Below are 23940 nucleotides of genomic sequence, written 5' to 3'. Positions count from 1 at the left end.
CTGCGCCAGCCCGTTAAGCCGGCACCCCCTCGACATGCGCCCGGTCCCAATGCCGGTGCTTCGCGATCGCCGCGATGAAGTCGTGCGCGATCTTCAGCGCCGCGCTGTTGTCGCCGAGGTTGGTGGTCGGTGTCTGCGCCACCACGACACCGGCCGCATCGGTGGGCGGCTCGGCGCCGATGCCCAGCCGCGACAGCAGTTGCACACCCTCGCCCACGGTGCAGATGGCCTTGCAGTGCTTGTAGGCCTCCAGCACGAAATGCACTGCGTCGCCGTTGCGCGCCATGGCCTCGGCGCCCGGCGCGCCGGCCGGCACTAGTACCGCGTCGAACATCACCGAAGGCATGGTGAGGAAGGTGGCGTCCACCTCGAGCTGTCGCTTCGACGCGCTGATGACCGTGCCCAGCCGCGGCCCCACCACCTTGCATTTCGCACCGGCCTGCTCGATGGCCTCGCGGATCGGCTTGAGCGAAGCAGAGTCGATGCCATCCATCGCGAGGATCGCCACCTGGCGGGTCTTGATCGAACCGTCGCCCGTGTCGGCCATGCGCAGCGCCGGCGATTCCTCGATCGACAGCTTCATCCGGTGCTCGCGGTAGCCGGCCCGCCCGGCGGCCGCTTTCGGATCGGGCGCACCGATGCCCAGCGGCTCGGCCACGCGGCGCGCCAGCTTCTCGTCGACCAGCGCAAGGTTGTCGACCATGCGCTGGCGGATGATCGGCGCCGCGACCTTCGAGAGCTCGAAGCGGAAGGCCGCGATGATGTGCTCCTTCTCGGGCACGCTCTGGCTGTTGAAAAATAGCCGCGCCTGCGTGAAGTGGTCGTCGAAACTGGGGCTGCGGCGCCGCACCTTCGGCGTCTCGATCTCCTCGGGAAAGGACTGGAAGCCCGCGCTGCCGCCATCGATGCGGAACTCCTTGCCGTCGTTCAGCGAATGCGGCTCGTAGGCCACGTGCCCGCGCGCGATGGCCTGGCGGTGCATGCCGTCGCGCTGGAAGTTGTGGAAGGGGCAGACGCTCTTGTTGATCGGCAGCTCGTGGAAATTGGGCCCGCCCAGCCGCGAGAGCTGCGTGTCGGTGTACGAGAACAGGCGGCCCTGCAGCAGCGGGTCGTTGCTGAAGTCGATGCCCGGCACCACGTGGCCGGGATGGAAGGCGACCTGCTCGGTCTCGGCGAAGAAATTGTCCGGGTTGCGGTTGAGCACCAGCCGGCCGATGCGCTGCACCGGCACCAGCTCCTCGGGGATGAGCTTGGTCGGGTCGAGCAGGTCGAAGGGCAGCGAATGCTCCTTGTTCTGCGGAATCATCTGGACGCCGAGCTCCCATTCGGGGAAGTCGCCGCGTTCGATCGCTTCCCACAGGTCGCGGCGATGAAAGTCCGGGTCCTTGCCGGCGATCTTCTGGGCCTCGTCCCAGGCCAGGCCGTGGATACCCAGCTTGGGCTTCCAGTGGAACTTGACGAAGTGGCTTTCGCCGCGCGCGTTGATGAAGCGGAAGGTGTGGACGCCGAAGCCCTCCATCATGCGCAGGCTGCGCGGGATCGCGCGGTCCGACATGGCCCACATCAGCATGTGGGTGGTCTCGGGCATCAGCGATGCGAAGTCCCAGAAGGTGTCGTGCGCGCTCGCGGCCTGCGGCATCTCGTGGTGCGGCTCGGGCTTGAGCGCATGGACCAGGTCGGGGAACTTGATCGCATCCTGGATGAAGAAGACCGGAATGTTGTTGCCCACCAAGTCGTAGTTGCCCTCGCGCGTGTAGAACTTGACGGCGAAGCCGCGCACGTCGCGCACGGTATCTGCCGAGCCGCGCGAGCCGGCCACCGTCGAGAAGCGCACGAACACCGGCGTCTTCACCGACGGGTCCTGCAGGAAGTCGGCGCAAGTGAACTGCGACATCGACTTGTAGACCTCGAAGTAGCCGTGCGCCGCTTCACCGCGCGCGTGCACCACGCGCTCGGGAATGCGCTCGTGGTCGAAGTGCGTGATCTTCTCGCGCAGGATGAAGTCTTCCAGCAGCGAGGGTCCCCGCACGCCTGCGCGCAGCGAGTTGTGGTTGTCCGGGATCTGGACACCCTGGTTGGTGGTGATGCGCGGTGCGCTCTCGGCGACCGATTCGGCGAGTTGCTCGAGCTTGTCGTTGCTGCCGTTCGTCGGCTTGGGGCGGCGGCTGCCGGCGGGTTTCTTGGCGGGGGTCATCAGGCGTTCCTTCAGTTGTTCCGGAGCGCCGCGGCATCAGCCGGCATCGTAGAAGACGTCCAGGGCGTTGACCACGACCGCAAGGCCGGCAATGCCAGTGACCGACATCACGGACCAGAGGATGACGTCGTCGATCCATGCCGCGTCAAGCGCGTTGAACAGCGAGGAAAGCTCCATGATTTCGCTCCGGGTCGTCGGTGGGGATGCGGGTGCGTGGGGGCACGGCCGACATGCAGCCGTGTGCGATGACGCAGCTTAGGCCGCGCAGGCAAAAACGCCCGTAGTGGCCGCGCACCGGCGTCTGTGGGAGGCCTCAGCGGCTTGCGGTAGGACCGAACTGACGGGTTCGAAGTCCGGCCTACGTGCAATCGCGCTGCAAGCCCCGCACGAATCTTGCATCGCCGCTTAGGATGCTCCACCGACCCTTCCTGCCTCTTCCTTTTCGCGAACTTCACCGCCCATGCTCATCCGAATCGGCTACGACATCGAACTCGGCGTGAGCGCGCCGACCGCGCTGATCTACATGCTGCAGGTGCATCCCTTGCGTGCCGGCGACATCGTCGGCAGCGAGAGCATCACCCTCAGTCCGCCGCTCGCGACCGACTTCTACCGCGACGTCTTCGACAACCATTGCGCACGGGTCCGCGTGCCCTCGGGCGTCACGCGGGTGCGCCTGCGCAACGAGGCACAGGTCTTCGACACGGGCTGGCCCGACCCGGTCAACCTCGGCGCGGTCGAACACACGCCTGACCAGCTGCCGGTGGAAACCCTGCGCTTCCTGCTGCCGAGCCGCTACTGCGAAGTCGACGGCGAGCTGCTGGCCTTCGCCTGGAGCACCTTCGGCCAGGTGCCCAAGGGCTGGACGCTGGTGCAGGCGATCTGCGACTACGTGCACCAGCACCTGGTCTTCGACTATGGAAGCGCCCGCCCTACGCGAACCGCACTGGAGGCTTGGCGCGAGCGTGTGGGCGTGTGCCGCGACTTCACCCATCTCGCGATCACGCTGTGCCGCTGCATGAACGTGCCCGCCCGCTACGTGACCGGCTACCTCGGCGACATCGGCATCCCGCCGGTGCCATACCCCATGGATTTCAGTGCCTGGTTCGAGGTCTACCTCGGCGACCGCTGGTGGACCTTCGATGCGAGGCACAACACGCCGCGCATCGGCCGCATCATGATTGCGCACGGCCGCGATGCTGCCGACGTGCCGATCACCATGGTGTTCGGCAATCACACGCTCGAGCGCTTCGAGGTGGTGACCGAGGAAGTGGTCGGCTGACGGTCAGGGCGCGTCGGGGGGCGCATAGCCCAGGCGCTTCATCGCCGACGCGAGGCCCTTGCGGCTTTTCTCCATGGCCGCCCAGGGCTTGTTGCCGACCGACACGCGCTCGCCGATGGTGCGCACAGTCCAGTGCGCGGCACTTTGGAGCATCGGCAGCTCGTCCCATTCGACCGGCACCGAAACCCCCAGCCCAGGCCGCGAACGCGCCGACCATGCGCTCACCGTGGTCGCGCCGAAGCCGTTGCGCAGGTAGTCGACGAAGATCTTGCCCACCCGGTTGCGCGGCCCGCTCTTGGCGACGAATCGATCGGGAATGGTCTCGGCCAGGTGGATCACGAGCGCCTGCGCGAAGCCCTTGACCGCGTCCCAGCCGTAGTGCCGCCTTATCGGCACCACCACGTGCATGCCCTTGCCGCCGCTGGTCTTCAGGAATGAAGGCAGCCCCAGTTCGTCGAGCAGGGTGCGCACCAGCAGGGTCGCCTCCTGCATCGTGGCCCATTCGATCCCTTCGCCGGGGTCGAGGTCCAGTGTGATGCGATCGGGCCGGTCGATCGCGTTGGAAGTGGCGTTCCAGGTGTGCAGCTCCAGCACGTTCATCTGGGCGGCGGAGAGCAGGCCTTGCACGCTGTCGATCTGCAGCAACGGGTCGTGGTCGGGGTCGAGCGCCGGGTCCAGCAGCTTCACGCCCGCCATCTCGTTTCTGTTTGCATGCTTCTGGAAGAAGAGCTCGCCGCCCACGCCTTCCGGCGCGCGCACCAGCGCGACCGGGCGGCCCTTCAGGTGCGGGACCATCAGCGGCCCCACCTGGTCGTAGAAGGCGACCAGTTCGCCCTTGGTGACGCCGCTGGCCTGGTCGATCACGCGTTCGGCGTGGGTGATGTGCAATGCCTTCATCGATGGGCTCGCTTCATGGTCGGAAGGTTGGGCAGCCGGTGCCTGCGCCAGTTCGCGCCGGATCTGCGACGCCGGCTTGTCGATGCGCAGTCCCTGGAACACGGCCTGGCGCACCCGGCCGTCGCGGGTCCATTCGCCGAAGGCGACCTCGGCCACCAGCCGGGGCTCGACCCATTGCGCCTTGACGCCCGCGGGCCGCTTCTCGAAGGGACACGCGTCGCTCGCCAACGTGTCGAGCCGGGCCTTGATGTCCGTCAGCCGGCCTGCGTCGAAGCCGGTGCCCACGTTGCCGCAGTACTGCAACTGGCCCCGGTCGCCGTACACGCCCAGCAGCAGGGAGCCGAAGCCTGTTCGCGAGCCCTGCGGCGCCGTGTAGCCGCCGATCACGAACTCCTGGCGCCGCTGGTTCTTGAGCTTGATCCAGTCCGGCGACCGGCGCGAGACGTACGGCGAGTTCCTGCGCTTGGCGATGATCCCCTCGAAGCCCAGCTCTGCCGACGACGCGAGCAGTTCGCCCGGCGACGCTTCGAAGGCCTCGGACAACCGCAGGCCGGCGGGGGGCTTGGTGCCCAGCATCCGTGCGAGCCGCGCCCTGCGCTCTTCGACGGGAAGCGCCCGCAGGTCCTCTCCATCCAAAAAGGGCGCATCGAAGAGCCAATACACGATATCGGCCGTCGCGCGGTGATCGAAAGCGTTCTGCAGCGCCTGGAAGTCCGGCGCCCCATTCTTGCCGGCGACCACGATCTCGCCGTCGAGCCAGGCCGATCGGGTGGGCAGCTTCGCCAATGCCTTGGCCAAGGTCGGGAGCTTCGACGTCCAGTCGTTGCCGTTGCGCGTGATGCAGCGGACTTCGTCGCCCTCGATGCGCGCCAGCAGGCGGTACCCGTCGAACTTGAGCTCGTAGAGCCAGTCGCCAGGCACCGCAGGCGGTGCGGATGCCAGCGTGGCGAGCTCCGGTTGGAGCTCCTTGGGCAGCGCAGCGGTGCGGCGCTTCGGTGTCGCGGCCTTGCGCGGCGCGCGGGCAGGCGCGGGCTGGGGCTGCGGGACGGGCTCCGCCTTGGGGGCGGGCGCGGTGTTCCGGCCATAGGTCACCGCCGGCGGGTGATCGACATCGCGACCGCTCAGCACGCTGTCGGGTTCGGCATCGACGATGTCGTAGTCGGCGAGCAAGCGTGCCTCCCCGTCCTGCTCCTTGATCAACAGCCAGGGCTCCTGCTTCTCCCCCTTGCCGCGCATGCGCACCAGGGTCCAGCGGCCGCGCAGCTTGTCGCCGCGCAGCTCGAACTTGAGCTTCCCTTCGGCCAGGCCGCGCGCGGCATCGCCCTCGGGCTCCCACTCGCCGCGATCCCAGACGATCACCGTGCCGGAGCCATACTGGCGTGGCGGGATGGTGCCTTCGAAGTCCGCGTACGACACCGGATGGTCTTCGACATGCACCGCCATGCGCTTGACCGACGGATCGAGGCAGGGGCCCTTCGGCACCGCCCAGCTTTTAAGCGTGCCGTCGAGCTCGAGCCGGAAGTCGTAGTGAAGCTGGCGGGCATGGTGCTTCTGCACCACGAAGGCATGGCCGCCCGGGCCGACGCGGCCCACCTGGTGGGGCTCCGGAGTCGTCTTGAAATCGCGCTTGCGGCGGTAGGGTGCCAGCGCCTCGCTCCTGGTCTTGGTCTTTGTCTTGGCTACGGGCATGGCAATTCTCCGGAGCAGAACTTAGGACGCCGCCGCGGGCCCGAATGTAGGAACGCGGAGGGCCCCCGCGTCAGGGCCCGGCGTCGGCGCGACCCTTAGGCGGCGCGCAGACGCAGGTCGCGCTCGCTCTCGACGGCGAAGTAGAACCACTCGGTGCCGGGCAGCGCCGCCGAGTTCGGGAACACGATGAAGCCATCGCGTTCGGCTACCAGCACGCTGCCATCGGCGCGCACGCCGATCGGCTCGCCCTTGGCCACCGGGTCGAAGGTGGCCCATTCGCGCACGAACTGGTCGTCTTCGCTGTCGCGGTCCGTCACGCGCGTCAAGCGCAGCAGCGCAGGCGCGGCCGGCGGCTCGGCACGGGGATCGGCCGCGATCATGCCCAGCAGGCGGAGTGCCGCACGGATGGCGCGGTGCGCAACCTCGGGCGCGGCGGGGTCCTGGTGCTGGCCGCATTCGAGCGTGACGCCGTAGCCGCCGCGGGTGCGCATGTATTCGTTGGTGCCCCAGCCGAAGGCCAGAGCGGCCTCGTCGGGCGCGTTGCCGCCGGCGCGCTGCGCCAGGCCGGCCGCGTAGATGTCGAGCCAACCCTCGACCACGCGCCGCGTGCCCAAATGAAGTGCGAGCTGCCCTTCCTCAAAGGCGCGGGCGAAGGGCTCCAGCGTGCCGGCGTTGTCGCGCGGGCCGATCATCGCGAAGGCCTCGCCCGCGCTCTGGAAGGAGTGCAGGTCCAGCAGCACGTCGTGCCGCTCCAGCAGCGGGCACAGCAGGTCGGTGATCCGGGCTTCGTAATCTGCTGGGACTTGGCCGGCAGGCGTGGGCTTGAACAGGCGGTTGAGGTTGCGCTCGCCTTCGCGCCGCCCCAGCCGGCGTGCCATCGGATTGGCCACGGGCACCAGGGTGAGCTGACCACGCAGAAGCTGCAGGGCGCCGCGGTCGAGCTCGATGAGCGTGCGCTCGATGCCTGCAGTGCCACAGGTTTCGTCGCCATGCACGCCGCCCAGGACGATCAGCCTCGGTCCGGGCTCGAGGGAGGCGAACTCGTGGATTCGCAGAAGGTCGGGTGCGGTCGGCTGCTGCTCGCTCATCTGGGTTGGCTCAGGGCTGGTGCTCGGCCTCGAGTTGCGCACGCATCTGGGCGATCACGCCTGCGTAGCTCTTTGCATTGAAGATCGCGCTGCCGGCGACAAAGGTGTCCGCGCCGGCACTGGCCACGCGCGCGATGTTGTCGGTCTTGATGCCGCCGTCGACCTCCAGGCGGATGTCGCGCCCGCTGGCATCGATGCGCTTGCGCGCGAGCTCGATCTTGCGCAGCGCCGAATCGATGAAGCTCTGGCCCCCGAAGCCGGGATTCACACTCATGATCAGGATCAGGTCGATGTCGTCGATGGCCCAGTCCAGCGGCTCCAGCCCGGCGCCCGGGTTGAACACCAGCCCGGCCTTGCAGCCGGCGGCCTTGATGGCCTGGATGCTGCGGTGCATGTGCGGCGAAGCATCGGGATGGAAGCTGATGTAGTCGGCCCCGGCCTGAGCGAAGGCAGCGGCCAGCGCATCGACCGGCTCGATCATCAGGTGCACGTCGATCGGCACCGGCGTGCCGCCGGCGGTCTTGGCGTGCGGTTTGAGGGCCTGGCAAACCATCGGGCCGAAGGTGAGGTTCGGCACGTAGTGGTTGTCCATGACATCGAAATGGATCCAGTCCGCCCCGGCGGCGATCACATCGTTCACTTCGGCGCCGAGGCGCGCGAAGTCGGCCGAGAGAATGGAAGGGGCGATGCGAAAGGTGCGGCTGCTGCTCATGGGCGTGAATTGTCGCAGGCCGTCTTCATCCAATTGTTAACATTGCCCCGATGTCCAGTCCACCGATCAGCATCCAGGTCGACCCGCGCTACCTGCCGGACCAGTCTTCGCCCGAAGACCGGGTCTACACCTTCGCCTACACGATCACCATGACCAACGCGGGACGCGTGGCGGCGCAGCTGATCTCCCGGCACTGGCTCATCAACGACGCGGCCGGAAAGACGCAGGAGGTCAAGGGCCTCGGCGTGATCGGCCAGCAGCCGCTCCTGGCCCCCGGGCAGTCCTTCCGCTATACCAGCGGATGCCGGCTGGAGGCGCCCAGCGGTACCATGCATGGGAGCTACTTCTTCGTGACCGAGCACGGCGAGCGCTTCGACATCGCGATTCCCGTGTTCGTGCTCGAAGCCGATACGGGCGGCCCGCCCGTCTCGCGCGTGCTGCACTGAACGCGACCTTCTTCTTCGAGCCACGAACGCCTTGTGCGCTCTGCTCGCGGCGCGGCGCCTGTCCGGCGTTTGCCCTTTGTTGAACAGATTGGCCTGATGAGTTCTTTCATTCCCCACGACCTGCTGGGTTTCTGGTCCGACTGGGTGCGGCCCTCGGCCGGCCTGCCCACGGTGCTGTGGTCGCTGCTGCTGGCCGCGGCCGCCGCGGCCGGCCACCTGGTGCAGCGCTACACGGGCATGCCCAAGGTGGTCGGCTACTCCGTGGTCGGCACGGTGGTGGGCCTGGCGGGCTTCGAGGGCGCGATGTGGCCGCTGCAGGGCATCAGCCTGTTCCTGCTCGAACTCGGCGTTGCCATCGTGCTGTTCGAAGCCGGCGGCCGGCTGCCGCTGCGCTGGTTCCGCCACAACCCGATGGTGCTGGTGCAGAGCCTGCTCGAAGCCACGCTGACCTACCTCGGCGTGTTCTGGGCGCTGCACTGGATGGACGTGCCCGACCCGGTGGCCAATCCGGTCGCGCTGATGGCGATCGTCGCCTCGCCGGCCGTGCTCAGCCGGGTGGTGATGGACACCCGCGGCTCCGGCCCGGTCACCGAACGCGCGCTGACGCTGGCCACGCTCAACACCTTCTATGCGCTGGCGCTGGGCTATGCGCAAGCCGGGCTGATCGAGCACGCGCCGCTCGGCCTGTTCCAGAAGCTCTACCCCGTGGCGGTGGTGCTGGGCCTGTCGTTCGTGGTGGGCGCGCTGATGGCGTTGTCGCTGCGCTCGGCGCTGCGCGTGATGAGCCCCACCAGCGAGAACACCTCCATCCTGCTGCTGGCGATCATCGCGGCCGGTGCCGCGCTGGCCGCGCACTTCGGCGGCTCGGCTCCTCTCGCCGCGCTGATCGGCGGTGTGCTGCTCAAGGCCCTGCATCCCAAACCCTGGGTCTGGCCGCGGCAGCTGGGCACAGCCGCTTCGCTGCTCACCATGCTGATGTTCGTGCTGGTCTCGGTGGTGGCGGCGCAGGCCGACTGGAGCCTGCCGGTCGCCAGCGTGGTGCTGGCCGTGATCGTCGTGCGCACCGTCGCCAAGGTTGCGGGCGTGGCCATTGCCAACCCGGGCAGCGGCGCAAGCTGGCGCCAGGCGCTTTGGGTGGGCTGCGCCATGTCGCCGCTGTCGTCCATCGCGCTCCTGATCACCTCGGCCTTCGTCACCGCTTCGCCGCTGCTGGGCGCGATGATCACGCAGATCGCGCTGCCGGCCATCCTGCTGATGGAGGTGCTCGGTGCGGTGCTCGCCACCGTCGCCATCCACGGCGCCGGCGAAAGCTCCAGGCCCTGGCTGCCCGAGGCCTTCAGCGTGACAGAGGACACGCAGAGATGAGTGTTTTCGAAACCGGCCTGCCGCCCGATGGAACGCCGCCGCTCCCCGGCTCCCCCGAGAGCCGCGTGGTGCCGCTGGAGCCCTTCAACAAATCGGTGGCGCTGTCGCTGGGCGTCGAGCTGGAGCTCCAGTTGGTCAACACCCACGACTACGACCTCGCGCCCTATGCCGAGGACATGCTGCGCCTGATGGCCCAGACCCCGCTGCCCGGCAGCGTGGTGCCCGAGATGACCTCGAGCATGATCGAGATCTCGACCGACATCTGCCATTCGGCCAAGGACGTGGTGGCGCAGCTCACGCCTATTCGCGACGCGCTGGTGAGGAACGCCGACAAGCTCAACATCGCGGTGGTCGGCGGCGGCACGCACGCTTTCCAGCAGTGGCATGAGCGCCGCATCTACGACAAGCCGCGCTTTCGCGAGCTGTCGGAGCTGTACGGCTACCTGTCCAAGCAGTTCACGATCTTCGGCCAGCATGTGCACATCGGCTGCCCCGATGCCGACGGCGCCCTGCTGATGCTGCACCGCATGTCGCGCTACATCCCGCACTTCATCGCGCTGTCGGCATCGTCGCCCTTCGTGCAGGGGCAGGACACCCAGTTCGACTCGGCGCGGCTCAACTCGGTCTTCGCCTTTCCCCTGTCGGGCCGCGCGCCCTTCACGCTCAGCTGGCGCGAGTTCGGCAACTACTTCGAGCGCATGACCCGGACCGGTGTCGTGCGCAGCATGAAAGACTTCTATTGGGACATCCGGCCCAAGCCCGAGTTCGGCACCATCGAGATCCGCGTCTTCGACACCCCGCTCACGGTCGAGCGCGCCGCGGCGCTGGCCGGCTACGTGCAGTCGCTGGCTGCCTGGTTCCTGCAGGAGCAGCCCTTCACGCCGACCGAAGACGACTACCTGGTCTACACCTACAACCGCTTCCAGGCCTGCCGATTCGGCCTGGACGCGCTCTATGTCGACCCTGCCACCGGCAGCCACATGCCGCTGCGCGACCACATCCTCATGACGATGACCCAGCTCGAATGGCACAGCGAGGCACTGGACGCCACCCAGGCCCTGGGCCAGTTGCGCACCAGCGTGGAGGCCAACCGCAACGACGCGCGCTGGCTGCGCGAGCGCCAGGCCAAGGAGCGGCTGCTGGCCGAAGTGGTGCGGCAGGCGGCCCTGCGCTTTCGGCACGGATGAAGGTGGCGACGATGGGTGAGTTCGACCTCATCGACAGGTACTTCAAGCGCCCGGCCGCGCGTTCGCCGCTCGGTGTCGGCGACGACTGCGCGCTGCTCGCGCCCGCGCCCGGCATGCAGCTCGCGGTGTCCACCGACATGCTGGTCGAGGGCCGGCATTTCCTCTCCACCGTGGACCCGGCACGGCTGGGCCACAAGGCGCTCGCGGTCAATCTGAGCGACCTGGCGGCCTGTGGCGCGAAGCCGCTGGCCTTCACCCTCGCGCTGGCACTGCCGGCCGTGGATGAAGCCTGGCTCGCGGCGTTTTCGCGCGGCCTGTTCGCGCTGGCCGACGCGCACGGCTGCGAGCTGGTCGGCGGCGACACCACGCGCGGTCCACTCAATCTCTGCATCACCGTCTTCGGCGAGGTGCCGGCCGGGACGGCGCTGCTGCGCTCCGGCGCCGAACCTGGCGACGAGCTCTGGGTCAGCGGCACACTGGGCGATGCGCGCCTCGCGCTCGAAGTCTTTCGCGGCACGCTGGCACTGCCGGCCGAGGCCCTCGAAGCGGCACGCCGGCGCATGGAGCAGCCCGAGCCGCGCGTGGCGCTGGGGCTGGCGCTGCGCGGCATCGCGAGTTCCGCCGTCGACCTGAGCGATGGGCTGGTCGGCGACCTCGGCCATATCCTGGCCGCCAGCGGCGTGGGCGCGACGGTGGACGCGGATGCCGCCTGCGCCCTGATCGGCAGCCCCGCCGCGGCCGCACTGGACCCCGCGCTGCGCCGCAACTGCGCGCTTGCGGGCGGCGACGACTACGAACTGCTCTTCACCGCGCCAGCCGCCGCTGCCGCTGTCGTGCTCGAGGCCGCGCGGCAGAGCGCCACGCCGGTCGCGCGCATCGGCCGCATCGAGGCGGCGCCGGGCCTGCGCATCGTCGACGCGAGGGGCGCGCCGGTCTCACAGCGCTTCGCGGCCTTCGATCATTTCCAGGCTTAGTCGGACCTGGCTGGCACGAGCCCGGACTCGGGTGAACCGAGGTGAGCTATGTGGCGGGTTGCACCGTCAGGCCCCTCGCGCTGGCGGGCTGACTTGTTGTCGCTACCAGTGCGTCTTCATTCCGAGAGAGCCTTGAATCGAGGATTTCGCTATCGAATCCCCCGCGACATTCCGGAGTGCGCCGACTTCGCCGTACAGCTTGGTCGCTGAAGTCAGGGATAGCGTTGCTCCGACGGCGGCGCCCCAGCGCGTGCTGGAGGCAACCGTCTCGGCGTCCGTGTTGTTGTCGTAGACATTCATGCTCACGTATGGCTGAAGACGACCCGCGCCCGTGATGAAGTCGCCCTTGACGCGCCCGCCCAAGCGCCCGGTCCAGCCACTGCCGTGATCCTGGTAGGCCAGTTGCGCCTGAGGCTCGACGCTCCAGTCTTGGCTCAAGGCGAAGGGTTTGCCGACCTCGACGGAGACCGCGAGGCTGGAATCACCGTAGCGGCGCCGACCACCCTGCAGCACGCCATCGACGTAGAGTCCGCTCGCGTCCTTCCAGGTCGCATAGGCGCCAAGGTACGAAGTGCTGTTCCCGCTGCCTCCCGTCAGGTAGCCTGTGTAGGCGCCCGTGCGCCAATTGCCATTGGCCCATAGGTCGGTACCGACCTGGCCACCCTCTGCGTGGCTGTTCGATGCGAAACCGCTGTCGGAATAGATGCCGCGTCCCCAAGTGCTCCGGAATGGACCGGCTGAAGACGGGCTGGCGGAATGCTCGTCGCCGAGTCGTTGGTACATGTTGCCGAGCATCGTCAGGTCTGCACTCGGTCCGAAAAATGGCGATTGGGCGTGGGCCAACGAAAAAAACGCCGTGCATGAAAGGCCGACAGCCAAGGCACGAGCCCGCATGCCGAGCGTGCGTTTGGATGGCTCAAAAAGATTTGAATTGTCGAGTTGTCGCGAGAAATAAATAGAATTCATTTAATTCAAAATAGGTAAGTACGAAAGAACGCAGCTCCGGTGCAATTCAAGAAGACTGCGTCCCGGGGGCGGCAGCATGCCACGACGAGACGATTTCTAATTCGTTCTTTAAAAAGTGATCAAATTGGTAATTTAAGAATCACATTTTGATACGTTACATGTCTGAAGTGACGCAGCTGCTGGCGACCATCAAACGCCAACTGAAAAGCCAGGGATTCACCTACCGTGATGTCGCCGAGGGGCTCAAGCTTTCCGAACCGACCGTGAAGCGGCTGTTCTCTGCCAAGCGCCTCACCGTCGAGAGACTCTCTCAGCTTGGCGCGTTCCTTGGCTTCACGATGGCCGAGCTTGTTGAAGAATCAGCATCGTCGGTGCGCCAACTGCGCACGTTGAGCCTCGAGCACGAGGAGCAGTTGGTGTCGGATGTCGCGCTGATGCTGGTGACCGTATGCGCGCTCAATCACTGGACCTTGTCGGAGATCGTGGCCGCATATCGGTTGACTAAAGCTGAATGCTTGAGCCAGTTGCTCACGCTTGACAGGATGGGCTTGATCCAACTGCTTCCTGGTGACCGGATTCGGTTGCGCATCGCCCGCGATTTCGATTGGATACCCAATGGCCCGATCCAGACGTTCTTCGTGGAACTGGGACTGAGGGATGATTTCCTCGACTGCAGTTTCGACCAGAGCGAAGCAACCTTGCATTTTTCTCACGGCATGTTGACGAACTCGGCGTTCTCCGAGTTTCAAGCGGAGTTGCGCCTGTTGCGTGCCAAGCTGGCCAGGTTGCATCAGGAATCGGCGGCAACGCCCTTGGCCCTCCGGCGCGGCACAGGGGTGCTGCTAGCGATGCGCGAGTGGGAGCCGCGCGCATTCGAAATGCTGCGACGAAGCGACCCCCTTGGGCGGTGAAATGCGCCCAAATCCGCTCGCGGCCCCATGGCGGACGCGCAGGGCAAGGACTTGGGATGCGCATGACCGAGGCGGACGGCGGCCCGACTGGAACTGGATCATCCGTCCCAGCCCAATACTCCGCGCCAAGCGAGATTCGGCGAGAATTCCAGCCTTCGCCGCTTTCGACGTTGCTCGCGCGTCGCGCCCTCGATGTTCAGCTTCCTGTCGTACAAGCTCCTGATCCCCGCGGTCTTCCTGGCCTCCGGCCTCTTCGTTCACTTCAGAGGCCAGGTGCGGCACCGGATCGGCCGGCAACTGAGCGACCACTCGACCTTCCTGGCGCCGCTCAATGTGCTGATGTACTGGTTCTCGTCGGTGCCGTCGAAGCCCTACCTCGACCTGAAGCAGTTTCCCGAACTCGACGTGCTCCAGCAGAACTGGCAGACCATCCGCGACGAAGGCCTGGCGCTGTTCGACGAGGGGCACATCAAGGCAGCGGCGGGGTACACCGACATCGGCTTCAACTCCTTCTTCCGTACCGGCTGGAAGCGCTTCTATCTCAACTGGTACGGCGACTTCCTGCCTTCGGCGAAGGGCCTGTGCCCGAAGACCACCGAGCTGCTGGCGGGCATTCCCTCGGTGCGCGCGGCGATGTTCGCGATCCTGCCGCCAGGCGGCAACCTGGTGCGGCACCGCGATCCCTTCGCGGGCTCGCTGCGCTACCACCTGGGCCTCAAGGTGCCGCAGGATGCGCCGAACTGCAGGATCTTCGTCGACGGCCAGGCCTACCACTGGAAGGACGGCGAGGCCGTGATGTTCGACGAGACCTACATCCACCACGCCGAGAACCTCACGAACGAGACGCGGCTGATCCTGTTCTGCGACGTCGAGCGGCCGCTGAACAACTGGTTGGCGCGCTGGATCAACCGTGAGATCGGCTGGCGCATGATCAAGGCCGCCGCCACGCAGAACGTCGAAGGCGAGCCGATCGGTGGGCTCAACAAGGCCTTCGCGCAGGTCTACAAGATCCGCGTGCTCGGCAAGCGCCTGAAGGCCTGGAACAAGCCCAGCTACTACCTCGTCAAATGGGCGATCTTCGGCGGGCTGTTCTACTGGCTGTTCTTCTGAGCACCGCTCGCCAGGTTTCAGCGCGCCACTGACGCGCGCCGGGTCCCCAGCATGTACTGTTCGGCCGCTCCGTCGTTCACCGATGACCAGACCAGCTGTTCGTCGAGGAATTCGCGCCATTTGCCGTGCACCTTGGCGAAGACCGGGTTGGCCGCGGCCTCGTCCTTCAGCACCTCCTGCGTGGCCTTGTGCAGCGCGTCCATGATCGGCTTGGACCAGTAGTTGAGCTTGGCGCCGCTGCCCACCAGCCGCTTCAGCGCCGGCACGTTGCCCACGTCGTACTTGGCCAGCATCTCGGCGCCGGCCTGCGCGCACGCGGCCTCCAGCGCAGCGCGATAGCTGTCGGGCAGCTCGGCCCACGCCTTCTTGTTGGCAATGAAGCACAGCGAAGCGCCCAGCTCCATCACACCCGGCCCATAGTAGTAGCGCGCCACCTTGGCCAGGCCCAGCTTCTCGTCGTCGTAGGGACCGACGAACTCCACCGCGTCGAGCGTGCCCTTCTCGAGCGCCGGATAGACGTCGGCAGCGGCCAGTTGCAGCGGCGTCACGCCGAGCTTGGCGTAGACACGGCCCAGCAGCCCCGGCACGCGCATGCGCAGCCCCTGGAAATCTTCCACCCGCTTGATCTCCTTGCGGAACCAGCCGCCCATCTGGGCGCCGGTGTTGCCGCAGGGGATCTGCACCGCGTCGAAGCGATCGTAGATCTCGCGCATCATCGACAGCCCGCCGCCGTGGGTCATCCAGGCCGTGTGCTGGCGTGGCGTCATGCCGAAGGGAATGCCGGTGTCGAAGGCCAGCGCCGGCTCCTTGCCGACGTAATAGAAACCGGCCGTGTGGCCGCACTCGACGCTGCGGTTCTGCACGCCGTCGAGCACCGCCAGCGGCGGCATCAGCTCGCCGGCCGCAAAGGGCGAAATGGTGAAGCGGCCGTCGGTGAGCTTGCGCACGATCTCCCCGATGGCGACGGCGCCGCCGAACACGGTGTCCAGCGACTTCGGAAAGCTCGAAGGCATGCGCCAGCGAACGGTTGGCGCGCCCTGGGCGATGGCGGGTGCGGAAACAGTCGCGGCGACGGCAGCGCCGGCCAGCAGGGAACGTCGTTGCATCGCGCTTTTCCTCAGGCGGTGAGACAGGCAGGGTCAGCACGCAGCACGCGGCGTGCGAAGTACTGGAAGGTGAGGTCGGTGATCTGCGGCTTCAGCAGGAAGTCGCGCGATTCGCGCGCCAGGTGCGCGGGCACCGGCTTGATGGTGCCGGCCGCCGCGGCGCGCAGTTGCACTGAAGCGGCCTGCTCCATCCAGATCGCCAGCGTCGCGGCCTCGGCCACGGTGGCGCCCGCGGTCAGCAGGCCGTGGTGCGCGAGCAGCAGTGCCTTGCGTCCGTCGAGGGCCTCGGAAATGAGGCGCCCCTCGTCGTTGCCGATCGGCAGCCCCGGCCAGTCCGGCAGGTAGCCGCAGTTCTCGAAGAAGGGCGTGGCATCCATCCCCGCGACGATCAGCGGCTGGCCGATGATGGACAGCGCCGACACCGCCGCCGGATGGGTATGGACGATGCACTGCACGGCTGGATTGGCGCGATAGACCCACAGGTGGAAGCGCGTCGCCGGATTGGGCAGCGACATGCCATCGAGCGGGCGCAGGTCGTCGTCGGTAAGGATGAAGCCCTGAGGCGACGCTTCGTCCGCTCCGATGCCGAACTTCAGCGTGTAGTACGTGCCGGGCCGCTCGCCGCGCGCCGTGATCTGCCCCGCCAGGCCGTTGGCCCAGTGCCCCTCGGCCGCGAGCATGCGGCAAGCCAGCACCAGCTGCTCGACCGTGCTCCACGACGAAGCACGGGTCTTGTCCTGCAGATCGCGGTAGACCGCCGCCTTGATGTCCTGATCGTCTTGCATGCGCGCTCCAAGTCAACTTGTTGACCTATTCTGGTCAACGTGTTGACCTGTGTCAACATCGAAAGCACCATGGCCACCAGAACTCCCGTCCGCAATGCCTCCGCGGCCGCGTCGCCTGCAAGGAAGCTGCGCACTCCTGCGGCCGCGCCGGCGCCGGACGAAGCCGCGCCCGTCCCCGCCTTCCAGAGCGTGGGGCCGCGCATCAAGGCACTGCGGCGCCTGCGGAGCATGACCGTGGAGGAACTTGCCGATGCGGTGGGCGTGCACAAGGCCCATGTCTCCCGCCTCGAGCGCGGCCTCAAGACACCCTCCATCCACATGCTGGCGCGGCTCGCCAAGGCGCTGGGCACCAGCATGGGCCACCTGGTCGGCGAGACCTTGGACAAGGCCGACATCAAGATCACGCGCGGCGCCGAACTGGCGCCCGGCTACGCGGCGGAGGAGCCCGCGGCGCACCGCTTCGCGCCGTTGCTGCACGGGAATTCGGTCAGCGCCTTCGAGGCCTTCATCGTCTACCCTGGGCAGAGCGGCGGCTCGCTGCAGGCGCAGCACGAGGGGCAGGAGATGCTCTACGTGCTGGCTGGCACCATCGACGTCATCTTCCCCGAGCGGACCGAGCGCCTGCACGTCGGCGACTGCATCCACTTCCCGGGTTATTTGAACCACCGAATCGCGCGCGTCGGACGGGCGCAGGCGCGGGCGCTGCTGGTGCTGTCCGCGCAGTGATCAGCGCATCAGCGCATTGAGCTCCACCCCCGAGGCGGCATCGGCGAAGCCTTCGAAGCGCCCTTGCTCGAGCGCGCGCGCTGCGCGCATGAACCCACCCCACGCTGCACGCGCCAGCGCTCCGCCGACGCTCACGCGCCGCACGCCGAGCGCGGCGATGTCCTGCAGCGTCAGCTCACTGGTCGAGCCGACCAGCAGGTTGACCGGCTTGGGCGCCACCGCGGCGACCACGGCAGCGATCTGTTCCCGCGTGCGGATGCCTGGCGCGTACAGGCAGTCGGCGCCGGCCTCCGAATAGGCCTTGAGCCGGACGATGGTGTCGTCAAGGTCGGGGCGCCCCTGGAAAAAATTCTCGGCCCGGCCGACCAGCAGCGTTTCGCCGCCCTCCTGGTCAATGGCCGCTCGCGCGGCGCGCAGGCGTGTCACCGCCAGTTCGATGTCGTAGAGCGGGCGGTCCGGGTCCCCGGTCGAGTCCTCGATCGACAGCCCGGCAACGCCCGTGTCGATGGCCATGCGCACGCTTTGCGCGACGCCTTGCGGGTCTGCCGCAAAGCCATTCTCGAAGTCGGCGTTCACCGGCAGTTCGGTGGCGGCGACGAGCTCGCGCAAATGGGCCAGGACCTGTTCGCGGGCCAGCGCGCCATCGGCATGGCCGCGCGACCACGCGAAACCGGAGCTGGTCGTGGCCAGCGCCTTGAAACCCAGGCTTTCCAGGAAGCGTGCGCTGCCCACGTCCCACGGGTTGGGCAGCACGAAGCAGCCCTCGGCATGGAGCTGGCGGAAGAGGGCGCGCTTTTCGGCGACGGTGCGGGTCATGGAATCAAGGCTCCCGGGGTGGCGGGCTTCGGACGAGGCCCGGCCTCCGGTTATAGAGCACGGCCGCGCAGAAGACACCCAGGGAACTACTGCAAAATACCCGGATGAACTGGCTTGCCCCCCTCGTTGTCGCTTTGCTCGTTACTGGCTGCGGGGTGCCACCCAACCAGGTCGTCCCGCTGCGCGACGGCACGCTGCGCACGACCACCTACGTCCAGGCCGACGCCCATTGCCGCGACAAGGGGTTGAGCGCCCGCATGCTGGGCAAGGCGCCGGCAGAGCAGGGCGTGCGGTTTCGCTGCGAGTAGAGCGGCGCCGGCGCCGCGGCTGAGGCTCAGGCCCGCCGCGCCTCGAGCGACGCGAAAGAGGAATCGAGCTCGCGCCCATTCAGCACCGCAGTCATCGCCCGATACAACTGGCTGGGCAGCACCGGCTTGTGCAGCAGCGGGACGCCGGTGGCGCGCGCTTCGCGCAGGCGCTGCGGCGCGGTGTCGCCGGTAATCAGCAGCGCCGGCAGGTTGGCGCCGAACTCCGCACGCAAGGCCGCGATGGCCTCGGCGCCGGTGCGCAGCTCGCGCAGCCGGTAGTCGCTGATGACCAGCCCCGGCCGGTGCGCGCGCGCCAGCGCCTGGGCCTCTTCGATGGAGTCGGCCACGTCGCAGACACAGCCCCAGGCGGCGAGCAGCTGGCGCATGCCGGTGCGCACCGACTCGTCGTCGTCGATCACCAGCACGCGCAGGTCGAAAACACGGGGTCGCGGCGGCAGCGGTTCGCCGACCTCGGCGAGCACCCCGGCGCGCGCTGCGGCCAGCGTGAGCCGGAACACGCTGCCGCGCCCTGGCACCGACGCGAGCGAGAGCTCCTGCCCCAGGGCCCGCGCCAGCCCCTGCGCAATGGCCAGGCCCAGGCCGAGGCCCTTGCGGCGGTCGCGCTCGGCGTTGCCAAGCTGGTGGAACTCGCGAAAGATCGCCTGGTGCTGCGCGGGCTCGATGCCGATGCCGGTGTCCCAGACTTCGAGCAACACCTGATCGCCGCGCGCGCGGCAGGCGACCAGCACCCCGCCCTGCTCGGTATAGCGGATCGCGTTCGACACCAGGTTGCGCAGGATCAACGCCACCAGCGCCGGATCGGAGCGCACGGCGGCATGCGTCTCGCGCGAGCGGTAAACGATGCCCTTCGCATCGGCCTGCGGCGCCAGCTCGTTCTCGATCTTGTTGAGCAGCGGCTGCAGCGGGAAGACCTGCGCTTGCGGTTCGACCACGCCAGCCTCGATGCGCGAGAAGTCCAGCAGGGTGTCGAGCATCTCGGCCGAGGCTTGCCAGGTAGCGCGCGCGTTGGCCAGCGCGTCGTACTGGTCGGCCGAAAGCTTGGTGCGTGACAGCACCTCGAGGAACAGGCCCTGCGCATGGATCGGCTGCCGCAGGTCATGGCTGGCTGCCGCCAGGAACCGGGATTTGGCAAGGTTCGCCTCTTCCGCAGCCCGGTGCGCGGCCTGCGCGTGTTCGGTTTCGATGCGCAGGCGCTCGATCAGCCCCAGGTTCTCGAAGCGCAGACCGATCGCCCGGCGCGCGGCGCGCGAGCCGTTGCGCGCCTGCCCGAGCAGGGCCACGGTGTAGATGATCGCGGCGACGCCCAAGGCATCGTAGGCGGGGTCGTCCATGGACCACAGCTTGGCTCCAAGCACGATCAGCTCGGCGGTGCCGAAGACGACGAAGGCCGGCAGTATGGGCGCCAAAGACGACATGGAGCTGCCCGCCACGCCCGCCAGCACCGCCACCACCAGCACGTTGCCTGCCATGGTGGTGGTGCCCAGGGCGGCCCACGCCAGCGAGCCCCACGCCACGCCGTCGACGGCGTTGAGCACCATCTTGCGCGCCAGCAGCCGGCGCGCGCTCGCGGGGCTGATCTCGGACGCGAGCAGGCGCCGTGCATCCCACGCGAGATAGAGCTTGAGCAGGATGATGGCGCCGGCCCAGGCCCGCATCGCCAGGCTGTTGGAGTCGTTGGAGAGCACCCAGACCAGCAGCAGGGCCAGCAGGATGGTCGGAACGACCGAGGCACTGATGTTGCCGAGCTGCAGCCGCAGCTGCTCCACCAGCATGCGCTCCTCTGGCAGGCGTGGCTTGTCGATCATCAGGCCACGAGGCCGCGCTGCCGCGCAGCGAAACCGGCCTCGGAGCGGCTCGAGACCTGCAGCGCCGCGAGCACCGCCTGCACATGGCCGCGCACGGTGTTCTCGGACAGGTTGAGCCGCCGGCCGATCAGCTTGTTGGACAAGCCCTGGCACATCAGGTCGAGCACCTCGCTCTGGCGCGGCGTCAGCAATGGCTGCGAGTCCGCACCCCCCTCGCCGGGCTCCAGCTCATCGGCCGCAACCGGCAGGCCTTGGCGCAACTGGCCGATCACCGCCAGGATCTTGTCGGCCGGTTCGGCCTTGGAGACGAAGGCAGCCGCGCCGCGCTCCATCGCGAGCCGGACCTTTTGCGGCGAGACTTCAGAGGACAAGATCACTACCAGCGCCTGCGGCCACTTGCGCCGGACCAGCGCGATGCCTTCCAGTCCGTTGAGGCCATTCAATTGGATGTCCAGCAGCACCAGGGCCGGGTCCTGCATGGAGGTCCGCAGGGCCTCCTCGAGCGATGCGGCCTCGGCTACCTTCAGGTCCGCGATGCCGGCAGTCAGCACCATGCGCAGCCCGCTGCGGAAGAGGGCATGGTCGTCGACGAGAAGAATGCGGGGCGGCAGCATGAAAGACGGGAGAAAGACGGGAGAAAGACGGGAGCGGCTAGAGGCGAGGGCGCGTCCGGCCATTCTGCCCAAGTCCCCTTGCCGTGCGGCCGGTCCAATTGGACTATTTACGTAATTGCGCTCGGCAGCGACCATCGAGCCCAACAAATCCACGCCCCTGTCTCTTTGTCTGCCGTCGAATGAAGCCCCTGGTCGAAATCCAACGTGTCGGTTCGCACGCCTTTACCTATCGCATCAGCGCCTTCGTCGCCGGCGCGGGGGCCGCAGGCGATAGCGGCACCTTCGACTCGCTGGCGTTCTGCCTGTACGACGCTGGCGCATCGCTGGGCCCCTATTTCCCGACCGTCGAACTCAACATGGACGGGCTTTTCGTCGGCTCCTGTCCAGTCGACGCGCTACGCCGCCACCCCAAGCGAGTGGCGCAGCGGATTCAGCAGCATTTCCAGCCCGCCTGAAGCCCAGGCTTCAGCTTTCACCCGAAGCTTCGCCAAGGCCGGCGAGGTGAAGCAACCCGAGTAGCAACCGGCCGCAAGCGCCGGCCCCCAGCGGCAGCATCTTGGGTTTCCTGAGCAGGCACGGCCTTCTGAGTCGCCACTACTCGTGGTCCTGCTGATCCACAGCCAGGCGACCGAGCGTTTTCTCTGCAGTTGCATCCGCTGTGAATTTATTCATCAGATTCATATGAATTGCAAAAAATAGAATTCCGGCTCTTGACCAGAGTCGCCTGTTGGGTGGTTGTCGTAGAGGTTGGTTCTCTGCGCTTGCTGGTCGAATCATCTTCAAAGGGGTTCTGACATGCAGGTTTTTCCTGGCGCTATCAGGCGCCGTTTCAAGGCAAGCAAACCAAGCAGCATCGCCGCGGCTTTGCTCTTGAGCGTGATGCTGGCAGCGTGCGGCGGCGGCGGTTCCGGAGACGCAACAGGCGGCTTCGCGGACGCCTCCGTTGCGGATAAGTCGGGAGGCAGTCTGCAGGCCGTCGCCCTGAGTCCCATCAGCGGCATCGGGAGCAGTACCTCATTCACCTCGGGCAGCACCACCACGCCACCCTCCAGCATCAATCTGGCTCCCATCTCCGGAATATCGAATACTGATCCGGGCGTGCCTTGGGGGCCTGTGCTCAGGACCTTTGGAGACCCTGCGTTCAAGCTTAACGGCCCGGCCGGCATCAGCCTACCGCTCGTCTTCTACAGCAGCAATTCCGAAGTCGCGACGATTTCCGGCAGCAAGGTGACGATCGTGGGCGCCGGCACATCCCAGATCACTGCAAACATCGCTGACCCGACCGGACCTCAATTGGTGGGGGCAAACATCCTCTTGACGGTTAAAAAGGCTCAGTCGAATCTGGCGATGCCCACAGTGACGCTCGAGGCTTTCGGATCAACTGCCCTGCTCCAGGCCAGAACAAAGAGTACCGGCGCCATCAAATACGCAATTTCCAACATGATGTCGACTTCGAAGGAGGCTGTTGCGTTCCTCGGAAGCGACGGACGGACACTCACCGCATTCGCAGCCGGGACTGCTGTCATTACGGCAACGCAGGTGCCCAGCGCCAACTACGAGGGCGGGACGGTCTCAGGCAACTTGATTGTCGAAAAGCGGAAGTCGTCAATTTCCCTCTCGGATTTGACGCAGCCCTACACATATAAACTGGTCATCCCGGTCGGTGCCGAAACCTATGACGAGATCTCTGGGGAAGCAAGAACACCGACGATCACGCTGAGCAATCCAGACTTTGGATCTGCATCCTGGGACACTGACAACTATCCCCGCCCCAGCGTTGTCCTGAATCCAGTGAAAGCCGGTACGACGTCCTTGACCTTCTCACTCGGGGCGACGGCGAACTTGGCTGCTGTCAGCAAGACCGTGTCGGTGACCTTGACGCCGATGACGGCGACGCAACCCGGGCGCCAATTGGCGACGGTCCAGGGCAACCCCCTGTACAGGGACGACTATTTCTTCAAAGACAACATCGTTACCTTGAAACTGTGCCCTTCAATGAGTGAACAGATTAATTTCGGTTTCTCTGAAAGCGATAACAACTATGGCAATGCATACGTGACGTTGAACGGTGTCACACTGCCTCGCGACAACAGCAATGGCCAATACGTCGCCATCGTCCCGGGTGTTGCAACTGGGAGTGCGCCACTCAAGCTGAGATCCGTCGTTGATGCGTTGAGCGACGGCACCGTCGCCCTGGGCGGCAGCGTGTTTGAATACGACGTCAATGTCGAGGTCTTTTCAAATCCGGTCGAGTTTGCCAAGTGCTACACCACCGGGCCCAAGTGAGTGCGATAGGCCGGCAGGCACGGATCTCTCTTCCCGAAGGTCCGTAACGTCGAAAGGGTGCCGATGCGCATCTTGGGCGACACTGTCGTGCCATGCCATCCGCTCCTGCCTCCGGCGCACTGCCGATCCTGCCGCTGCGGCGCCCCACGCTGCGATTCATGCTCGTCCACCCTGCGCACATGGTCGCGCTGGGCTTCGGGGCCGGCCTCGCCCCGCGCGCGCCCGGCACCGTGGGCACGCTGTGGGCCTGGGCCGCCTTCATGCTGATGCAACGTTGGCTTCCGGCGGGCGCTCTCGGGTGGATCATCCTCGCCGCGCTGCCCCTCGGCTGGTGGGCCTGCACCGTGACTGCGCGCCACATGGCCATCGCCGACCCCGGCGCCATCGTCTGGGACGAGGTTGTCGGCTTCTGGCTCGTGCTATGGCTCGTGCTGCCGGCCGGCCTGCTGGCTCAGCTGGTGGCTTTCGCCTTGTTCCGCCTTTTCGATGCTGCCAAGCCCGGCCCGGTGGCCTGGGCCGACCAGCTCTTCAAGCAGCGCCAGGCCACGCCGGCCACCATGTCGTGGAAGGCGGCGGGCTTCGGCATCCTGTTCGACGATCTGGTGGCGGCCTTCTGCACGCTGCTGGTGATCGCCCTCTTTCGCAGCTGGTGATG

23 protein-coding genes are annotated in these 23940 nt (G+C 66.9%); 12 read left to right on the top strand and 11 right to left on the bottom strand.

Going from position 1 to position 23940, the window contains the following annotated elements; all coding sequences use genetic code 11:
- Positions 1-13: 13 nt before the first annotated feature.
- Positions 14-2194 carry a catalase HPII gene (gene katE / locus E5CHR_RS28185; RefSeq protein WP_162583079.1) on the bottom strand — a complete coding sequence of 727 codons (2181 nt, stop codon included), beginning with the start codon at positions 2192-2194 and terminating at the stop codon, positions 14-16.
- A gap of 36 nt (positions 2195-2230) precedes the next feature.
- Positions 2231-2371, bottom strand: a complete 141-nt coding sequence (locus E5CHR_RS28180; RefSeq protein ID WP_162583078.1) for a hypothetical protein — start codon at positions 2369-2371, stop codon at positions 2231-2233.
- A 283-nt stretch (positions 2372-2654) separates the two neighbouring features.
- Here E5CHR_RS28180 and E5CHR_RS28175 point away from each other — a divergent pair, with 283 nt between their 5' ends.
- Positions 2655-3473, top strand: a complete 819-nt coding sequence (locus E5CHR_RS28175; protein ID WP_162583077.1) for a transglutaminase-like domain-containing protein — start codon at positions 2655-2657, stop codon at positions 3471-3473.
- A gap of 3 nt (positions 3474-3476) precedes the next feature.
- Here E5CHR_RS28175 and ligD read toward each other — a convergent pair whose 3' ends face one another.
- The 3 genes from ligD to rpe all read right to left on the bottom strand — a co-directional run bounded on the left by ligD (position 3477) and on the right by rpe (position 7859).
- Positions 3477-6059 carry a DNA ligase D gene (ligD, locus tag E5CHR_RS28170; protein WP_162583076.1) on the bottom strand — a complete coding sequence of 861 codons (2583 nt, stop codon included), beginning with the start codon at positions 6057-6059 and terminating at the stop codon, positions 3477-3479.
- A 95-nt stretch (positions 6060-6154) separates the two neighbouring features.
- Positions 6155-7147 (bottom strand): succinylglutamate desuccinylase/aspartoacylase domain-containing protein, encoded by a 993-nt coding sequence (locus tag E5CHR_RS28165; protein WP_162583075.1) that lies wholly within the window; start codon positions 7145-7147, stop codon positions 6155-6157.
- Positions 7148-7157: 10 nt separating this feature from the next.
- Positions 7158-7859: a ribulose-phosphate 3-epimerase gene (gene rpe, locus E5CHR_RS28160; RefSeq protein WP_162583074.1), complete on the bottom strand. Its 702-nt coding sequence runs from the start codon at positions 7857-7859 to the stop codon at positions 7158-7160.
- A 50-nt stretch (positions 7860-7909) separates the two neighbouring features.
- Between rpe and apaG the strand changes: the two genes are divergently transcribed.
- The 4 genes from apaG to thiL all read left to right on the top strand — a co-directional run bounded on the left by apaG (position 7910) and on the right by thiL (position 11831).
- Positions 7910-8305, top strand: a complete 396-nt coding sequence (gene apaG / locus E5CHR_RS28155) for a Co2+/Mg2+ efflux protein ApaG (protein ID WP_162583073.1) — start codon at positions 7910-7912, stop codon at positions 8303-8305.
- A 96-nt stretch (positions 8306-8401) separates the two neighbouring features.
- Positions 8402-9670, top strand: coding sequence for a cation:proton antiporter (locus tag E5CHR_RS28150; protein WP_162583072.1), 1269 nt, complete (start codon positions 8402-8404; stop codon positions 9668-9670).
- Positions 9671-9738: 68 nt separating this feature from the next.
- On the top strand, positions 9739-10857 hold the full coding sequence (locus E5CHR_RS28145; protein WP_162583941.1) for a YbdK family carboxylate-amine ligase: 1119 nt from the start codon (positions 9739-9741) through the stop codon (positions 10855-10857).
- An 11-nt stretch (positions 10858-10868) separates the two neighbouring features.
- Positions 10869-11831: a thiamine-phosphate kinase gene (gene thiL, locus E5CHR_RS28140; protein ID WP_162583071.1), complete on the top strand. Its 963-nt coding sequence runs from the start codon at positions 10869-10871 to the stop codon at positions 11829-11831.
- 102 nt (positions 11832-11933) lie between these two features.
- Here thiL and E5CHR_RS28135 read toward each other — a convergent pair whose 3' ends face one another.
- On the bottom strand, positions 11934-12797 hold the full coding sequence (locus E5CHR_RS28135; RefSeq protein WP_162583070.1) for an autotransporter domain-containing protein: 864 nt from the start codon (positions 12795-12797) through the stop codon (positions 11934-11936).
- A 158-nt stretch (positions 12798-12955) separates the two neighbouring features.
- Between E5CHR_RS28135 and E5CHR_RS28130 the strand changes: the two genes are divergently transcribed.
- Both E5CHR_RS28130 and E5CHR_RS28125 read left to right on the top strand, forming a co-directional pair.
- Positions 12956-13708, top strand: a complete 753-nt coding sequence (locus E5CHR_RS28130) for a helix-turn-helix domain-containing protein (protein ID WP_162583069.1) — start codon at positions 12956-12958, stop codon at positions 13706-13708.
- Between the two features lie 204 nt (positions 13709-13912).
- On the top strand, positions 13913-14818 hold the full coding sequence (locus E5CHR_RS28125; RefSeq protein WP_197893914.1) for an aspartyl/asparaginyl beta-hydroxylase domain-containing protein: 906 nt from the start codon (positions 13913-13915) through the stop codon (positions 14816-14818).
- A gap of 17 nt (positions 14819-14835) precedes the next feature.
- Here E5CHR_RS28125 and E5CHR_RS28120 read toward each other — a convergent pair whose 3' ends face one another.
- The gene (locus E5CHR_RS28120; RefSeq protein WP_162583067.1) at positions 14836-15924 is read right to left on the bottom strand and encodes a TRAP transporter substrate-binding protein; all 1089 of its coding nucleotides are present in this window, start codon (positions 15922-15924) and stop codon (positions 14836-14838) included.
- A gap of 11 nt (positions 15925-15935) precedes the next feature.
- Positions 15936-16709 carry an aldolase gene (locus tag E5CHR_RS28115; protein ID WP_162583066.1) on the bottom strand — a complete coding sequence of 258 codons (774 nt, stop codon included), beginning with the start codon at positions 16707-16709 and terminating at the stop codon, positions 15936-15938.
- A gap of 69 nt (positions 16710-16778) precedes the next feature.
- Between E5CHR_RS28115 and E5CHR_RS28110 the strand changes: the two genes are divergently transcribed.
- Complete coding sequence (locus E5CHR_RS28110; protein WP_162583065.1) at positions 16779-17435, top strand: helix-turn-helix domain-containing protein; 657 nt, start codon at positions 16779-16781, stop codon at positions 17433-17435.
- On the opposite strand, the gene E5CHR_RS28105 is transcribed toward E5CHR_RS28110, so the two are convergent.
- Positions 17436-18251, bottom strand: a complete 816-nt coding sequence (locus E5CHR_RS28105) for an isocitrate lyase/PEP mutase family protein (RefSeq protein WP_162583064.1) — start codon at positions 18249-18251, stop codon at positions 17436-17438.
- A gap of 104 nt (positions 18252-18355) precedes the next feature.
- On the opposite strand from E5CHR_RS28105, the gene E5CHR_RS28100 reads away from it, so the two are divergent.
- Positions 18356-18559 carry a hypothetical protein gene (locus E5CHR_RS28100; RefSeq protein ID WP_162583063.1) on the top strand — a complete coding sequence of 68 codons (204 nt, stop codon included), beginning with the start codon at positions 18356-18358 and terminating at the stop codon, positions 18557-18559.
- Positions 18560-18585: 26 nt separating this feature from the next.
- Here the strand turns inward: E5CHR_RS28100 and E5CHR_RS28095 are convergent, their stop codons facing one another.
- Together E5CHR_RS28095 and E5CHR_RS28090 are read right to left on the bottom strand one after the other, a co-directional pair.
- On the bottom strand, positions 18586-20385 hold the full coding sequence (locus tag E5CHR_RS28095) for an ATP-binding response regulator (RefSeq protein ID WP_162583062.1): 1800 nt from the start codon (positions 20383-20385) through the stop codon (positions 18586-18588).
- The gene (locus E5CHR_RS28090) at positions 20385-20999 is read right to left on the bottom strand and encodes a response regulator (RefSeq protein WP_162583061.1); all 615 of its coding nucleotides are present in this window, start codon (positions 20997-20999) and stop codon (positions 20385-20387) included. Before E5CHR_RS28090 ends, E5CHR_RS28095 begins: the two co-directional genes overlap by 1 nt.
- A 179-nt stretch (positions 21000-21178) precedes the next feature.
- Between E5CHR_RS28090 and E5CHR_RS28085 the strand changes: the two genes are divergently transcribed.
- The 3 genes from E5CHR_RS28085 to E5CHR_RS28075 all read left to right on the top strand — a co-directional run bounded on the left by E5CHR_RS28085 (position 21179) and on the right by E5CHR_RS28075 (position 23938).
- Positions 21179-21454, top strand: coding sequence for a hypothetical protein (locus E5CHR_RS28085; RefSeq protein WP_162583060.1), 276 nt, complete (start codon positions 21179-21181; stop codon positions 21452-21454).
- Positions 21455-21794: 340 nt separating this feature from the next.
- Positions 21795-23285, top strand: coding sequence for a hypothetical protein (locus E5CHR_RS28080; protein ID WP_162583059.1), 1491 nt, complete (start codon positions 21795-21797; stop codon positions 23283-23285).
- 92 nt (positions 23286-23377) lie between these two features.
- Positions 23378-23938 carry a phosphatidylglycerophosphatase A family protein gene (locus E5CHR_RS28075; protein ID WP_162583058.1) on the top strand — a complete coding sequence of 187 codons (561 nt, stop codon included), beginning with the start codon at positions 23378-23380 and terminating at the stop codon, positions 23936-23938.
- The last annotated feature ends 2 nt before the right edge of the window (positions 23939-23940 follow it).

The organism is Variovorax sp. PBS-H4 (genome assembly GCF_901827205.1).
Taxonomy (GTDB): Bacteria; Pseudomonadota; Gammaproteobacteria; order Burkholderiales; family Burkholderiaceae_C; genus Variovorax.
This window is presented reverse-complemented; position numbering and strand designations above follow the sequence as displayed.